This is a genomic window from Actinocrinis sp. (assembly GCF_035653575.1).
Taxonomy (GTDB): domain Bacteria; phylum Actinomycetota; class Actinomycetes; order Streptomycetales; family Catenulisporaceae; genus Actinocrinis.
The window spans coordinates 1-15,218 of the sequence record NZ_DASRBQ010000101.1 but is presented as its reverse complement, the minus strand read 5'-3'; the positions used below and the strand labels follow the sequence as shown (position 1 = coordinate 15,218).

The 15,218-nt window shown below is 70.3% G+C and carries 13 protein-coding genes and 1 tRNA gene; 1 reads left to right on the top strand and 13 read right to left on the bottom strand.

What is annotated here, in order from left to right:
• Positions 1–75 precede the first annotated feature (75 nt).
• The 12 genes from VFA06_RS14290 to VFA06_RS14235 form a co-directional block, all read right to left on the bottom strand.
• On the bottom strand, positions 76–717 hold the full coding sequence (locus VFA06_RS14290) for an L-threonylcarbamoyladenylate synthase (protein WP_324841035.1): 642 nt from the start codon (positions 715–717) through the stop codon (positions 76–78).
• Between the two features lie 46 nt (positions 718–763).
• Positions 764–1,627, bottom strand: coding sequence for a peptide chain release factor N(5)-glutamine methyltransferase (gene prmC / locus VFA06_RS14285; RefSeq protein ID WP_349260183.1), 864 nt, complete (start codon positions 1,625–1,627; stop codon positions 764–766).
• A 107-nt stretch (positions 1,628–1,734) separates the two neighbouring features.
• Positions 1,735–2,829, bottom strand: coding sequence for a peptide chain release factor 1 (gene prfA / locus VFA06_RS14280; RefSeq protein WP_324841033.1), 1,095 nt, complete (start codon positions 2,827–2,829; stop codon positions 1,735–1,737).
• Positions 2,830–2,940: 111 nt separating this feature from the next.
• Positions 2,941–3,162 (bottom strand): 50S ribosomal protein L31, encoded by a 222-nt coding sequence (gene rpmE / locus VFA06_RS14275; RefSeq protein ID WP_324841032.1) that lies wholly within the window; start codon positions 3,160–3,162, stop codon positions 2,941–2,943.
• Between the two features lie 223 nt (positions 3,163–3,385).
• The gene (gene rho, locus VFA06_RS14270) at positions 3,386–5,449 is read right to left on the bottom strand and encodes a transcription termination factor Rho (RefSeq protein WP_324841031.1); all 2,064 of its coding nucleotides are present in this window, start codon (positions 5,447–5,449) and stop codon (positions 3,386–3,388) included.
• Positions 5,450–5,831: 382 nt separating this feature from the next.
• Positions 5,832–6,962, bottom strand: a complete 1,131-nt coding sequence (thrB, locus tag VFA06_RS14265; RefSeq protein ID WP_324841030.1) for a homoserine kinase — start codon at positions 6,960–6,962, stop codon at positions 5,832–5,834.
• Between the two features lie 5 nt (positions 6,963–6,967).
• Positions 6,968–8,050, bottom strand: coding sequence for a threonine synthase (thrC, locus tag VFA06_RS14260; RefSeq protein ID WP_324841029.1), 1,083 nt, complete (start codon positions 8,048–8,050; stop codon positions 6,968–6,970).
• Positions 8,051–8,112: 62 nt separating this feature from the next.
• A complete protein-coding gene (locus VFA06_RS14255) occupies positions 8,113–9,405 on the bottom strand; it encodes a homoserine dehydrogenase (protein WP_324841028.1) in 1,293 nt (430 codons plus the stop codon).
• Between the two features lie 211 nt (positions 9,406–9,616).
• Positions 9,617–11,020, bottom strand: coding sequence for a diaminopimelate decarboxylase (lysA, locus tag VFA06_RS14250; RefSeq protein WP_324841027.1), 1,404 nt, complete (start codon positions 11,018–11,020; stop codon positions 9,617–9,619).
• A gap of 66 nt (positions 11,021–11,086) precedes the next feature.
• Positions 11,087–12,751 (bottom strand): arginine--tRNA ligase, encoded by a 1,665-nt coding sequence (gene argS / locus VFA06_RS14245; RefSeq protein WP_324841026.1) that lies wholly within the window; start codon positions 12,749–12,751, stop codon positions 11,087–11,089.
• Between the two features lie 136 nt (positions 12,752–12,887).
• Positions 12,888–13,394 carry a MarR family transcriptional regulator gene (locus VFA06_RS14240; protein WP_324841025.1) on the bottom strand — a complete coding sequence of 169 codons (507 nt, stop codon included), beginning with the start codon at positions 13,392–13,394 and terminating at the stop codon, positions 12,888–12,890.
• A 211-nt stretch (positions 13,395–13,605) separates the two neighbouring features.
• Positions 13,606–13,968, bottom strand: a complete 363-nt coding sequence (locus VFA06_RS14235) for a response regulator (RefSeq protein ID WP_349260182.1) — start codon at positions 13,966–13,968, stop codon at positions 13,606–13,608.
• Positions 13,969–14,104: 136 nt separating this feature from the next.
• Here VFA06_RS14235 and VFA06_RS14230 point away from each other — a divergent pair.
• Positions 14,105–14,176, top strand: a tRNA-Arg gene (locus VFA06_RS14230).
• Positions 14,177–14,702: 526 nt separating this feature from the next.
• On the opposite strand, the gene VFA06_RS14225 is transcribed toward VFA06_RS14230, so the two are convergent.
• Positions 14,703–14,852, bottom strand: coding sequence for a hypothetical protein (locus VFA06_RS14225; RefSeq protein WP_324841023.1), 150 nt, complete (start codon positions 14,850–14,852; stop codon positions 14,703–14,705).
• Between the last annotated feature and the right edge of the window lie 366 nt (positions 14,853–15,218).

The following is a 15,218-nucleotide window of genomic DNA, read 5'->3' as shown; positions in this document are numbered from 1 at the left end:
GCGCGTCGCGGGTGTCGCGGGCGGGTGTTGCAGTCGCGTGGTCTCGCGTTGGCGCGTCAGGTATCTGAGGCGCGGTCAGCGGGTCAGGTTGGGCACGACCTTGGTCAGCTGATCGAAGCTCAGCGCGCCCTCGCGCAGCAGCTTCGGCGCGTCGCCGGTCAGGTCGACGATCGAGGAGGGCACGTTGTCAGCCGTCGGCCCGCCGTCGAGGTAGATCTCCACCGCGGTGCCGAGCTGGTCCTGGGCCTCGGAGGCGGTCGTCGCCGGCGGCTGGCCGGAGCGGTTCGCGGAGGAGACGCCCATCGGGCCGACCTCGGTGAGCAGCTCGATCGCGACCGGGTGCAGCGGCATCCGTACCGCGACGGTGCCTCGCGCGTCGCCCAGATCCCACTGGAGCGAGGGCTGGTGCCGGGTGACGATCGTCAGCGCGCCGGGCCAGTACGCGTCCACCAGGTCCCAGCCGCCCTCAGGGAACTGCGCGACCAGGCCGTGCAGCGTCGTGGGCGAGCCGACGAGCACCGGGACCGGCATGTCGCGGCCGCGGCCCTTCGCCGCCAGCAGCGCGGCGATCCCGCTGGCCGAGAAGGCGTCGGCGCCGATGCCGTACACCGTGTCCGTGGGCAGCACGACCAGCTCTCCGCGGCGAACCGAGCCGGCCGCCTCGCGAAGGCCGGCGGTGCGCTGGTCCGGATCCGAACAGTCGTAGCGACGGCTCACCTGTGTGCACCTCTCATGCGCGGCATCTTCGATGCGCTTACCTTACTTACGCGCGACGGCCTTCCTTGCGCGCGGTCACGAAGCGCGGGCGGCCGGTCAGGTCGCGGTGGTCGGCGGCCTCGGCCCAGCCGCGCTCCTCGAGGAAGATCCGCTGCACCGCCCCGCCCTGCTGGTCCGAGTGTTCCACAGCCACCCAGCTGCCCGGGCGCAGCAGCCGGAACGCCGTCCGTTCGAGGGAACGGATCATGTCGAGTCCGTCGGGGCCGGAGAAGAGCGCCAGCTGCGGATCGTAGTCCCGCGCCTCGGTCGCCACGCCCTCCCACTCTTCGAGCGGGATGTACGGCGGGTTGGAGATGACCAGGTCCACGGTTCCGTCGAGCTCTGACAGCGCGGTGCGCGCGTCGGCGTGGTGCAGGGTGACCCGGCGGCCCTCGGCGACCTTCGCTATGTTGCGCCCGGTCCAGGCCAGCGCGTCCTCGGACAGCTCGACCGCGTGCACCCGGGAGCGCGGCACCTCCTGCGCTATGGCCAGCGCGATCGCGCCCGAGCCGCTGCACAGGTCGACGATGACGGGTTCTGCGATGTCCAGGTCTCGGAGCCGGTCGATCGCCCAGCCGACCATGACCTCGGTCTCCGGGCGCGGCACGAACACGCCCGGGCCGACCTCGAGCTCCAGGTAGCGGAAGAAGGCGCGGCCGGTGATGTGCTGCAGCGGCTCGCGGTTCTCCCGGCGGGCGATCGCGGCCCAGAAGCGGGCGTCGAAGTCGCCGTCGCGCACCGTGTGCAGCTCGCCGCGCCGCACTCCGTGTACCCACGCGGCCAGTTCCTCGGCGTCGGCGCGCGGCGAGTCGACCCCGGCCTCGGCCAGGCGTACCGCCGCGAGCGCCACCTCGGACAGCAGCAGGTTCAGCGGCCGCCCGGCGGGCGCGGCGGCGTCACCGGCTGACGCGGCGCCGCCTGACGCGGCGTCAACCGCGGCCGCGGCGCGAGAAGGCACGGCGGTCGGCGCCGGTTCGGTCACGCCTCCACCCTCCTGCTCCCACCTTCCTGGGCGCCGAGCTTGGCAGCCAGGTCGGCATCGACGCAGGACTGGATGACCGGATCGAGGTCGCCGTCGAGCACCTGGTCCAGGTTGTAGGCCTTGAAGCCGGTGCGATGGTCGGAAAGTCGGTTCTCCGGGAAGTTGTAGGTGCGGATGCGCTCCGAGCGGTCCACGGTGCGCACCTGGCTGCGGCGCGCGTCGGAGGCTTCCTTGTCGGCTTCCTCCTGCGCGGCGGCGAGCAGCCGGGCCCGCAGGATGCGCAGCGCCGATTCCTTGTTCTGGAGCTGTGACTTCTCGTTCTGGCAGGACACGACGATGCCCGTGGGCAGGTGGGTGATGCGTACCGCGGAGTCGGTGGTGTTGACCGACTGACCGCCGGGGCCGGAGGAGCGGAAGACGTCGATGCGTAGGTCGTTCGGGTTGATCTCGACCTCGACCTCCTCCGCTTCGGGCATGACCAACACGCCGGCTGCGGAGGTGTGGATGCGGCCCTGCGATTCGGTGACGGGCACGCGCTGCACGCGGTGCACGCCGCCCTCGTACTTAAGCCGCGACCAGATGCCCTCACCGGGCGGCGGGGTACCGCGGTACTTCACGGCGAGCGAGACGTCCTTGTAGCCGCCCAGATCGGAGTCGGTGGCCTCGAGGATCTCGGTCTTCCAGCCGCGCCGCTCCGCGTAGCGCAGGTACATGCGCAGCAGGTCGCCGGCGAACAGCATGGACTCCTGGCCGCCCTCGCCCGCCTTGATCTCGACGATGACGTCCTTGTCGTCGTCCGGGTCGCGCGGGATCAGCAGGTGCTGCAAGCGCAGCTCGAGCTCGCCGCGCCGCTCCTGGAGGGTGTCGATCTCGTCGGCGAAGGCCGGGTCCTCGCGGGCCAGCTCGCGTGCGGCCCCGATGTCCTCGGCGTTGGTCTGGTAGGCGCGGTAGGTCTCCGCGATCGGGGTCAGCTCGGCGTAGCGCTTGCCCAGCTTGCGGGCCAGCGCCTGGTCGGCGTGCACCTGCGGGTCGGCGAGACGCTGCTCCAGCTCGGCGTGCTCGGCCAACAGTTCGTCGATCGCCTCGAACACGGTGCTGCGTCCTCTCGTCCCTCCCGCGCGGCGCGCGGGCTCGTCCGGCCACTGACACGAAGCGGCGCCGACGCCGGCAGCGGGTGCCTGGCATCGACGCCGCGAAGCGCGCTACTTGCCGGAGTTCTTCTTGCCGCCGAAGCGGGCCTCGAACTTGGCCACCCGGCCACCGGTGTCGAGGATCTTCTGCTTGCCGGTGTAGAAGGGGTGGCACTGCGAGCAGACTTCGGTGCTGATCCGGCCGTTGCTGGCGGTGGACCGCGTGGTGAAGCTGTTGCCACAGCTGCAGGTCACTTGGGTGACCACGTAATCGGGGTGGATCCCGGACTTCACGATGTGCTCCTCATGGTCGAAGGGGCCGCCGGATCGCCCGCGCGGGGCGTGAACCGGGACCGACGTACCAGTCTGCCAGGGCCGGGCCTCCCGATCCAAATGAGCGCTGTCCAAAACGGTGATCTTGCTACCGCCGGATCGGCTGTCGATGGTCCGTTTTCCCGCCCTGGGCTCCGGTGCCGCAACGACACCGGAGCCCGGGATATTCCGTTCGCGTGGACGCCTATTCGCCGTCGCGCGCCGGGGTGTTCTTCTGGATCTGCATCAGCAGCTCGACGTTCGACTTCGTCTTGCGCATCTGCGTGATGAGCAGCTCCAGGGCCTGCTGCTGCTCCATGTTGTGCAGCAGCCGGCGCAGGCGCCACATGACCGCGAGCTCCTCGGCGCCGAGCAGGATCTCCTCGCGCCGGGTGCTGGAGGCGTCGATGTCCACGGCCGGGAAGATGCGCTTGTCGGCCAGGCGCCGGTCGAGCTTGAGCTCCATGTTGCCGGTACCCTTGAACTCCTCGAAGATCACCTCGTCGGCCTTCGAGCCGGTTTCCACCAGCGCGGTGGCGAGGATGGTCAGCGAGCCGCCGTTCTCGATGTTGCGCGCGGCGCCGAAGAAGCGCTTCGGCGGGTAGAGCGCGGTCGAGTCGACACCACCGGACATGATGCGGCCGGAGGCGGGCGCGGACAGGTTGTACGCGCGACCGAGACGGGTCATCGAGTCGAGCAGCACGACCACGTCGTGGCCCAGCTCCACCAGCCGCTTGGCCCGCTCGATGGCGAGTTCGGCGACCGTGGTGTGGTCCTCGGCGGGCCGGTCGAAGGTGGAGGCGATGACCTCGCCCTTGACCGAGCGCTGCATGTCGGTCACCTCTTCTGGCCGCTCGTCGACGAGCACGACCATGAGGTGGACCTCGGGATTGTTCACGGTGATCGCGTTGGCGATCGCCTGCAGCACCAGGGTCTTACCGGCCTTGGGCGGGGAGACGATCAGGCCGCGCTGGCCCTTGCCGACCGGGGCCACCAGGTCGATGATCCGGGTGGTCAGCTGGCCGGCCTCGGTCTCAAGGCGCAGCCGCTCCTGCGGGTAGAGCGGGGTGAGCTTGGAGAACTCGGGGCGGTGGTTCTGGCTGCGCGGGTCGCGCGACTCGCGGGTCTCCTCGGGGGTGACTCCGTTGACGCTGTCCAGCTTGACCAGCGCGTTGAACTTCTCGCGCCGCTCGCCCTCGCGCGGCTGGCGCACCGCGCCGACCACCGCGTCGCCCTTGCGCAGGTTGTACTTGCGGACCTGGGCGAGCGAGACGTAGACGTCGTTCGGGCCGGGCAGGTAGCCGGAGGTGCGCACGAAGGCGTAGCTGTCCAGGACGTCCAGGATGCCGGCCACCGGGATCAGGACGTCGTCCTCGGTGAGGGTGGACTCGGGCGATCCGGCGTCGTAGCCGTCGCGGCCGCGCCGGCCCCGGTTGTTGCGGTCCCGGTCGCGGTAGCGGCTGCGCCGCCCGCGGCCGTCGAACTCCTCGTCCTGGCCGCCGCCCTGGTTGTCGCGCTGACCGCCGCCCTGGTTGTCGCGCTGGTTGTCGCGGTTGCCGGAGCGCTCGCCGCCCTGGTGCTGCTGCTGGCGGTCGCCGCGGTCGCGGTTGTTGCGGTTGTTGCCGCGGTCGCGGTTGCGCTCGCGGCGGGAGGGCTGGTTGCCGCCCTCGCCCGGTGCGCCGCCCGGCTGCGTGCCAGTGGCGGTCGTGCTGCCCGCCTGCGCGGCCGCGGGCTGCGTGCCCTGCTGGCCCTGCGGCTGGGTGGCCGAGCTGCTCTGGGCCGAGCCGCTCTGGGCGGCGGCCGGCTGCGCGGCCGCGGCGGGAGCGGCCTCGGCGGCCCGGCTCTGCGCCGGGGCGGCGGCGGTCTCGACCGCGGCCTCCTCGCGGCGGGCGGGCTGCTCGGGGATGCGCTGCTGCGCGGAGGTGGCCCGGCGGCGGCCGTTGGCACGCTGCGCGGGCGCGGACGCCGTCGCCTGCGGGGTGGCCGCGGCACCGTTCGAGCCGGTGCCCTCCGCACCACCGGCGGCGGTTCCGGTCGAGGCGGCCGCCGGCCCCGCGGCGCGCGAGCCGCTGCCCGCGGTGGCGCCCTGGCGCTGCTGGATCGCCTCGATCAACTGACCCTTGGGCATCCGGGTCACTCCCTTGATGCCCAACTCAGCGGCCTTGAGTCGCAGTTCAGGCAGCAGGAGGCCGGACAGTCCGGTGCCGGTGCGGCGTCTGCCGCGAGCCGCGGACTGGTCGGCGGAGGTCAGTTCGGTGGTATCGCTCACGAAGGGTCCTTCCCTGGAGCGGGCGCCGGTTCCGGGTGGTACCCGGCTCGGCGACCGGTCGTGCCCCGATCCGGCGGGCGGTGTCCGTTTCGGCACCGCGACGACCGCGGGGGCGGGGTTTCAAATACCGGATCGCGGGAGCACCGTGTCCGGCGGCGCGCTTGAATGCGCCAGAAAAGGGGGCCGTCTGGACCGTCGCCGTCAGGCGCCATCGGATCAGGGAAATCCACAATGGGGTTACGACGTCGGTCCTCAGGTGGGGAGCACTTGCCGTGGCCGCGCGGACGGAGCCCGAATGGGACTCCGGGCCGACGTGGACAACGGGTGCAGTTACGAGATTAACACTCTTGAGCCATTGTGGCATTCCCCACCTTCGACGAGATCATGGCGTGTCGGTGTCATCCGGCGGCTGATCGGCCGCCGTGCCCCTGGAAGCGACGGTCAGAACCGTGACGCCCCAGCCCTCAGGCGCGTAGTCGGCGGCTTTGCGGGCCCAGTCCGGACCGACGGCGAACACCAGCACGGTCGGGCCGGCGCCGGAGACGAACGCCGCGAACCCGTCCGCGCGCAGCCGCCGGATCAGGGCCGCGCTGTCCGGCATCGCCGCCGCGCGGTAGTCCTGGTGCAGCCAGTCGCGCGTGGCGGCGTGCAGGAGTACAGCCCGATGATGATGGCTGAGTTCCGGGGCCGTCAATGCCGCGGTGAGCAGGCCGGCCCGGCCCGCGTTGAAGGCCGCGTCGCGGTGCGTCACCTGCTCGGGCAGCAACCCGCGGGCGACCTCGGTGGCCAGCCGGTTCGGCGGGATGAACGCGACCGCGGCGACATCCGGCGCCGGGTCTAGCCGCAGCGCAAAGGCCCGCATGTGCTCCGGCTGACGGCCTGTGAACCCGGCCGCCGCGGAGGCCGGTTCAGTGCCCTGTCGGTCCTCGGACAGCCGGGCTTCCACAGAGCCCTGTTCGAGCCCGGCAGCCTGCTCAGGGTCCTGCTCCAGCCAGGCGATGGTCAGGCCGCCGCGCAGCGCGGGAGCGACGTTGTCGGGGTGTCCCTCGATCCGGTTCGCCAGGTCGAGCAGCGCGTCGTCGTCGAGCACTGACGCGCCGCCCTCGACCAGCTCGCGAGCCGCGGTCAGGCCCGCGCAGATCGCCGCGGAGGAGGAGCCCAGGCCGCGGCCGTGCGGGATGCGGTTGTGGCAGCTGACTCGCAGCCCGGCAGGCTGCCCGCCGAGGGCGTCGAAGCCGGCCCGCAGCGCGCGTACCAGCAAATGGCCCTCGTCGAGCGGGAGCTGTCGCGCGCCCTCTCCGGTGACCTCGACGGTCAGGCCCGGCTCCGCGGTGACCTGCACGACTACCTCGTCGCGCAGCTCGAGTGCGAGCCCGAAGGCGTCGAACCCGGGGCCGAGGTTGGCGCTGGTGGCCGGGGGCCGGACGGTAACCGGCTCGCGCCGGAAGCGCGGCGCGCGCGGGTTCGCCGATCGCTGCGGTTCGGACGGACGTGACGGTTCGGGCAGGGCCAACCGGCTCACTCCAGCCCGAGGACGCCGACCGCCACGGCCGCGTCGACGGGGACCTTCGGCGGGGTCGGCGCGCCGTTGATGGCCCAGTCCGGATCCTTGAGCCCGTTGCCGGTGACCGTCACGGTGATCCGCTGGCCGCGGGCCAGGCGGCCGTCCTCGGCCAGCTTCAGCAGCCCGGCGACGCCCGCGGCGCTGGCCGGCTCGACGAACACGCCTTCGCGTCCAGCGAGCAGCTTGTATGCCGAGAGGATCTGACGGTCGGTCACCGACTCGATCAGGCCGCCGGATTCGTCGCGCGCTGCGATGGCCAGGTCCCAGGAAGCGGGGTTGCCGATGCGGATGGCGGTGGCGATGGTCTGCGGGTTGGTGACCGGCGCGCCGCTGACGAACGGAGCGGCGCCGGCGGCCTGGAAGCCGTACATGCGCGGGCGGTGGGTGGACAGCCCGGCCTTCTCGTACTCGGTGTAACCCATCCAGTAGGCGGAGATGTTCCCGGCGTTGCCGACCGGCAGGACGTGCAGGTCCGGGGCGTCACCGAGGGCGTCGACGACCTCGAAGGCGGCCGACTTCTGCCCGGCCAGCCGCGCCGGGTTGACCGAGTTGACCAGGGCGACCGGGTAGTTGTCCGCCAGGTCGCGGGCCAGCGTGAGGCAGTCGTCGAAGTTGCCGGCCACCTGGAGGATCTTCGCGCCGTGAGCCAGCGCCTGGCTCAGCTTGCCCAGGGCGATCTTGCCGTCCGGGATGAGCACCGCGCAGATCATCCCGGCGCGCACCGCGTAGGCGGCGGCCGAGGCGCTGGTGTTGCCGGTGGAGGCGCAGATGACCGCCTTCGCGCCCTCCTGCGCGGCCTTGGAGATGGCCACGGTCATGCCACGGTCCTTGAACGAACCGGTCGGGTTCATCCCCTCGACCTTGAGATACACGTCACAACCGGTCAGCTCGGAGACCAGGTTCGCGCGTACCAGCGGCGTACCACCCTCGCCCAGGGTGACGACCGGCGTGGCCGCGGAGACCGGCAGCCACTCGCGGTACTCCTCGATGACGCCACGCCAGGCGCCACGCGCCCGGCTCAGGCTCTCAGCAGCCATCTCGCTCTCTTCTCTCTCCAAGCTGGGTCACCGCCGGACGCTCCGGTCGCGCCGCGTGCCGCCTATTCGCCCTCAACTCGCATCACGGAGGCCACGTCGCGCACCGTGTCGAGCGCCCGCAGGCTCTCGACGGTCGCGGCGAGCGCGGCGTCCGTGGCCACGTGCGTCGAGATCACGAGCCGCGCGTCGTCGCCGCGGCCGGACTGGCGCACCGTCTGGATCGACACCTCGTGGTCGGCGAAGACCAGGGCGACCTGCGCCAGCACGCCAGCCTTGTCGTCGACGTCGAGCGAGATGTGGTAGCGGGTGCGCGCCTCGCCCATCGAGCCGACGCGCAGGTCGGCGTAGGAGCTGACAGCGGGCGCGCGGCCACCGTTGACCTTGTTGCGGCACACCGCGACCAGGTCGCCGAGGACCGCGCTCGCGGTCGGCGCGCCGCCGGCGCCGGGGCCGTAGAACATCAGCTGACCTGCGGCCTCGGACTCGACGAACACGGCGTTGTAAGCCTCGCGTACCCCGGCAAGCGGGTGCGACCGCGGGATCATCGCCGGGTGCACGCGGGCGGTCACCGCCTCGCTGATCGGGTCGAGCTCGCAGATGGCCAGCAGCTTGACCACGCTGTTCAGCTCGCGGGCCGAGGCCACGTCGGCAGCGGTGACCTCGGTGATGCCCTCGCGGTAGACATCAGCTGCGGTGACTTTGGTGTGGAACGCCAGACCGGCCAGAATGGCCGCCTTGGCCGCCGCGTCAAAACCCTCGATATCCGCCGTCGGGTCCGCCTCGGCGTACCCGAGCGCCGTGGCCTCATCCAACGCATCGGCGAATCCGGCCCCCGTCGAATCCATCCGGTCGAGGATGAAGTTCGTCGTCCCGTTGACGATCCCGAGCACCCGTTTGACCTTGTCGCCGACCAGCGATTCGCGCAGCGGCCGCAGCAGCGGGATGGCCCCGGCGACGGCGGCCTCGTAGTACAGGTCGGCGCCGTGCTTCTCGGCGGCAGCGTGCAGGGTCGCGCCGTCCTCGGCCAGCAGCGCCTTGTTCGCGGTGACGACGCTGGCGCCGTTCGCGAGCCCGGCGAGCAGCAGCGAGCGGGCCGGTTCGATGCCGCCGATGACCTCGATCACGACATCGACATCGGGACGAGTAGCCAGGCCCAGCGCGTCGGTGGTGAACAGCCCCGGGTCGACCGGTAGGTCGCGCACCCTATTCGGCCTGCGCACGGCGATGCCGGCCAGCTCCAGCGGGGCGCCGACGCGTGCGGCCAGGTCGTCGGCGGTCGTCGTCATGAGCCGGGCGACCTCGGAGCCGACGACCCCGCAGCCCAACAGCGCTACCTTCAGCGGGCGCTTGCTCATGCTTCCCAACCTCGTCCTCCGCTTGCCCTGCCCGGCAAGTGTCGCCGGTCTGTCCGTCTTCCGGTATCCGCGGTCCAGTATCCGAGACCCTGCCCCATTCTCAGGCCCGTCCACCGCGCTCGTCGCGTGATGCGCGAAACACCGCCGCCGCCGAGCACCGCCGCGCAGCGTCTACCGCCGCCATCGGTCACCTACTGGTCCGCCACTCCCCTCATCCGAGGTCGAGCGCCAGCAGATCCTCCTCCGTCTCGCGTCGCACCAGCAGCCGCGTCGCACCGTCTCGAACCGAGACCACCGGCGGCCGCAGCGCGTGGTTGTAGTTGGAGGCCATCGACCGGCAGTAGGCCCCGGTCGCCGCGACCGCGATCAAGTCCCCCGCGGCCACGTCGGCAGGCAACCAGGTGTCGCGAACCACGATGTCGCCGGACTCGCAGTGCTTGCCCACGACGCGGGCGAGCATCGGCGGCGCCTCGGAGGTTCGGGACGCGAGCGCACACGTGTATACCGCGTCGTAGAGAGCGGTACGGATGTTGTCACTCATGCCGCCATCCACGGACACGTATGTCCGTAGACCATCCAACGGCTTAACCGTCCCCACCTCGTACAACGTGATGCCCGGCGTACCTGCGATCGCGCGTCCCGGCTCAACCGTGAGCCGTGGCACCGCGAGCCCGTAGCCGAAGCACTCCCGCGCCACGATGGCCTTGAGCCCCGCGACGATGTCGAATGCGTCCGCCGGATCGTCCTCACTCGTATACGCGATGCCGAGCCCGCCCCCCAGATCGAGCTCCGGAAGCCTGACTCCGTGCTCGTCCCGGATCCCCGCAAGCAGCCCCACCGCCCGGTGCGCCGCGACCTCGAACCCGGAGGTGTCGAAGATCTGCGAGCCGATGTGCGAGTGAATCCCCACAAGATCCAAGGCCTCATGCTTGAGCACGCGTCGCACGGCCTCCGCCGCCAGTCCACCGCTCAGCGAAAATCCGAACTTCTGATCTTCGTGCGCGGTCGCGATGAACTCGTGCGTGTGCGCCTCGACGCCGACCGTGATGCGCACCATCACCCGCGGACGCACCCTGCGCTCCGCGGCCAGCTCGGCGAGCCGGTCGATCTCCTCGAAGGAGTCGAGCACGATGCGCCCGACTCCGGCATCCAGCGCGCGCACCAGTTCCGCGCGCGACTTGTTGTTGCCGTGAAAAGTGAGCCGGTGCGCCGGGAAGTCCGCGGCCAGCGCTATCGCCAGCTCTCCGCCTGAGCAGACATCCAGCCCCAGCCCTTCCTCCGCCGCCCAACGCGCGACCCCCCTGCTCAGGAACGCCTTGCTCGCGTAGTGCACCGGAGGCTCGGCCGGGTCGTAGTCGCCGAAGGCCGCGAGCCACGCGCGTGCCCGCGTCCTCCAGTCAGCCTCATCGATCACATAAGCCGGAGTACCGTGCTCGGCGACGAACCGCCGCACCGGCACCCCCCCGACCGACATCTCACCGCTTTCCTCCCGCCGCGCTGACGAAGGCCAGACCTTCGCCTCCAGCGCGTTGAGGTCGGCCGGCGGCGCGGACACGCTGCCGCCGGGCAGGACGTCTGCGTAACGCGGTCCCGCAGGGTGTGCAGCGCGGCTCATCTGTCTGTCCCTTTACTCCGTCTTCAACGCTTCCCCGACGACCAGTCCGCCCCCGCTCCCAGCCCGCTACATCCGCTCCGGCGCCGAGACCCCGAGCAACGCCAGCCCGTTCGCCACCACGGTCTGCGTCGCCTCCGCGAGCCACAGCCGTGCCCGCGTCAGCTCCGCCGGAACCGGGAACCGCTCACTCGGCAAGATCCGGCAGTCGTCGTAGAACTTGTGGTACGCCGTCGCGACGTCCTCCAGGTACCTCGCAATCCGGTGCACCTCCCGCAACTCCGCCGCACTCGCCACCACCCGCGGGAATTCGCCCAGTACCCCGAGCAGCTCCGACTCCTTCTCATGCACAAGGAGCCCCGGATCGAAGTCCTCCGCCGCGCCCTTGTCGATCCCCAGCTCCGCCGCGTTCCGCTTCACCGAGGACATCCGCGCGTGCGCGTACTGCACGTAGAACACCGGATTATCGTTGGCCCGCTTGGTGAGCAGGTTGACGTCAAGGTTGATCGAGGAGTCCACTGACGCCCGCGCGAGCGAGTACCGCGCCGCGTCGACCCCGATCAGCTCGATCATGTCCTCCAGCGTCACCACGGTTCCGGCCCGCTTCGACATCCGAACCGGCTCGCCGTCCTTGACCAGGTTGACCATCTGCCCGATCAAGATCTCGACGTTGCGTTCGGGATCGTCGCCGAAGCAGGCGACCATGGCCTTGATCCGGCCGATGTAACCGTGGTGGTCGGCGCCGAGCATGATGACGACCCGGTCGAAGCCCCGGCTGCGCTTGTCCAGGTAGTAGGCGCAGTCGGCGGCGAAGTAGGTCCAGTCGCCGTCGCTCTTCTTGACCACCCGGTCCTTGTCGTCGCCGAAGTCGGTGGTCCGCAGCCAGACCGCGCCGTCCTGCTCGAAGATGTGGCCCTGCTCCCGCAGCCGCGCGACGGCCGCGTCCAGCTCGCCCTTGTCGTGCAGTTCCTTCTCGTTGAAATAGACGTCGAAGTGCACGCCGAACTCGGCGAGCGACTGCTTGATCTCGGCGAACATCAGGGCGATGCCCTCGACCCGGAACACTTCCCGCGCCTCGGCCTCGGGCAGCGACAGCACGTCCGGCGCCTTCGCGACTACCTGCGCCGCGATGTTCTCGATGTACGCGCCGGCGTACCCGTCGTCAGGGATCGCTTCGCCCTTCGCAGCAGCCAGCACCGACCGCGCGAACCGGTCAATCTGCGACCCGGCGTCGTTGAAGTAGTACTCGGTCCCGACCTGCGCCCCCGCCGCCCGCAGCGTCCGCGCGAGCGCGTCGCCAACAGCGGCCCACCGCACGCCGCCGATGTGGATCGGCCCCGTCGGATTCGCGGACACGAATTCGAGGTTGATGTTCTGCCCGCTCAGCGCCGAGCCCTGCCCGTACGAATCCCCGGCGAGCACGATCGCCCGCGCCAGCTCGCCCTGCGCCGCCGCGTCGAGCGTGATGTTGAGGAACCCCGGACCGGCGATATCGACCTGCTTGATCCCGGCAGTGGCCACCAGCCGCCCCGCCAACACCTCCGCCACCGCGCGCGGGGGCTTCCCGGCCGCCTTCGCGAGCTGCAGCGCGACGTTGGTGGCGTAGTCGCCGTGGTCCCGGTTCTTCGGGCGCTCGACGGTGACGGTCGAGGGCACAGGAACAGAGAGGTCGCCGGCGTCCACAGCGTTCTGGAGCGCGGCGACCACGGCGGCGGAAAGCTCAACTGGGGTCACGTGCCAAGGGTACGGGAACGCCCCCGGCCACCCCCAATCAGTTATCCACAGCCCCGCCCCATCCCCCTCTCCCCTCCCCATCCTGCCGTCCCCACCTCCTCTCCTCCCCCTACCTTCCTTACCTCCGCTACCTTCCTTACCTCCCCCTCGGCCGCCGCCCCGGCAACGGCTCCTCCCCGGCGTCCAGCAACTCAAGCAGCCGGCGCAACTCCCCCTGCTCACTCTCCGAAAGCTTCGCGAAAAGCTGCTCGGCCGCCTCTGCCTTCATCCGCCCCACCTGCCGCAGCACCTCGTCCCCAGCCGACGTGAGCACCACGATCGTGGCCCGCCGGTCGGTCGGGTCAGGCTCGCGCGCAACGAACCCGGCAGACTCCAGCGTGTCCACCATCGACGTGATAGAGCGCGGTACGACCTCAAGCGCCTGCGCCAAGTCAGCCATCCGCGGCCGCTCGTACCGTGAGATCACCCGTAGCGCGCGTGCCTGCGCCTCAGTCAGCCCGAAGCGGTCATACGACGGCGCCGAGCGGCGCCGGATGCGATGCGCGGTCCGAAGGTACAGTTCGGCCAGGCTCGGCAGGGCGGGAGAGGCCGCGGGAGACTGTGTCGCGTCACCGGGCTCCACCGAGTCGGACAGGGTCGTCATAGGGCAGCAGTGTATTTCGAACGACCCGCGCGCCCCATGGCCCAGCCCAGACGCTTCCCGAAGCGAGCAGCAGGCTTCACAACCGCACAATCTCTAGCATCGCGATATTCACAATTTCACGAGCCAAAGACCCTTCAGCCCGAAGCTGGCGCGCCACCCAATCACGGACCAGCAGATAGCCCTCTCATCGCAACGCCGCCCGACCAACTAGCTAACTAGCCAAGCCGACAGCGCTCCGCACAGCCCGCACCAGTTCCTCCGGATCGAACGGCTTGGTGAGATAGGCGTCGACGCCGAGCTCCCGCCCCCGCGCCAGATCGGCCTCCTGGGCGCACGCGCTCACCATCACGATGGGCAGCCCCCGCGTAGCGCCCCCCGACCGCAGCCGCGCCGCAGTAGCGAACCCGTCCAACCGCGGCATGACGACGTCCAGCGTCACGACGTCGGGCGACACGGTCTCGACGACCTCCAGGCACTCCTGGCCGTCCTCGGCGAGGAACACCTCGAAGCCCTCAAGCTCCAGGTTCACGGCGATCAGCTGCCGAATCACCTCGCTGTCGTCCACCACCAGCACCCGCCGCGCCCGCGCGCCCGGCAATCCCCCCAGCTCAGCGCGACCCTCCACGGCTTCAGTCACGCCACTCAGCCTAGCCGCGCCGCAAACCGTGCGCGGGCACATCGCAAGAACTGGTATCGTTCCTCCCGTTGCCGCCCCCGTAGCTCAGGGGATAGAGCACCGCCCTCCGGAGGCGGGTGCGCAGGTTCGAATCCTGCCGGGGGCACACCGCTGCAAAAGCAGAAACGGCCCTCCACCTGAGTGGGGGCCGTTCTCATGCCTACGACTTCATGACACGCTGCGTCACGTAAGCACGCGGTATGACAGGTTCTTTGCCTGACGCGTGTCTGAGCGATCCGGTTGACGCATCGCTATGCCTCTGCACAAGCCACCGCTTCGCTATCCTCACTCTGATGCGCGTGCGCATGCCTTAGCGCCTGGTCGGCCTGGAAGCGCAGCCCTGCCGCCATGGCGGCCCGCAGCCAGGGATGGCGGTCGAGTTCGAGCGTCAGTTTGAGACGTTTCGCTCGCGGCATTCCATGCGTCGCCGCCGTCCTTAGCCGCACGCTCCGCAGCCGCGTGCGCCGTATCCCACGCCTGCTGCAAACTCAGCCGGTCTTCGGGGATCTCCCAGGTCGTCTTGCCATGGTCGAATCGGACTGCCGCTCCCCCCCAGCCGTCTCATCCATGATCCGCAGCGTAGCCGCCAAACCCACCGAAGCCCATCCTTGGCGCGGTATCGACAGCTTGACTTAAGAGAACTCCGCAGCCTGCGCGGGATTGAGCACCACCGACTTGTCGATAGGGCCGGACTTCTTCAGAGCCTTCTCGTTCAGCTTGGCGAGCGGGTTCGCATCGAGTCCGCCTGATTCGACGGCGTAGCCGATGAGATTGACCAGCACGCCGCGCCGCCGGCGAAAGTACGGCTCCGCGGCCTTGCTTCCATCCTGCGTGACTCTGAGTTTGTCCAGCGTCCGACGGGCGGTCTTGGCATTCGGTCAGCATTCGACGCCGAGCTGCGGACCTGGTGGATCGAGAAGCGGGCGTGGGGTGCTTGTGAGCACTGCGTGCAGCCATAAGGCTGAAGCAGCAGCCGACCCGGATGGAATCGGATCAGCTGCTGCGCTGCGCGGCTGCCTGTGCTTGCCAGCGCTCGATCAGCTGGGCCGCGAACTCGGCGGTGACCTCGACGTGATTGCCGTCCATGCTGCCGAGGATGTAGTAGCGATCCAGGTAGTCGGTCGGGTGCCATTCGATGTCGTTGCCGA

What these genes read in the sequence shown, in the direction of transcription:
- thrC (WP_324841029.1), bottom strand. Translation starts at nt 8,050, where the DNA reads ATGGCTGCTGAGAGCCTGAGCCGGGCGCGTGGCGCCTGGCGTGGCGTC.
- VFA06_RS14255 (WP_324841028.1), bottom strand. Translation starts at nt 9,405, where the DNA reads ATGAGCAAGCGCCCGCTGAAGGTAGCGCTGTTGGGCTGCGGGGTCGTC.
- lysA (WP_324841027.1), bottom strand. Translation starts at nt 11,020, where the DNA reads ATGAGCCGCGCTGCACACCCTGCGGGACCGCGTTACGCAGACGTCCTG.
- VFA06_RS14240 (WP_324841025.1), bottom strand. Translation starts at nt 13,394, where the DNA reads ATGACGACCCTGTCCGACTCGGTGGAGCCCGGTGACGCGACACAGTCT.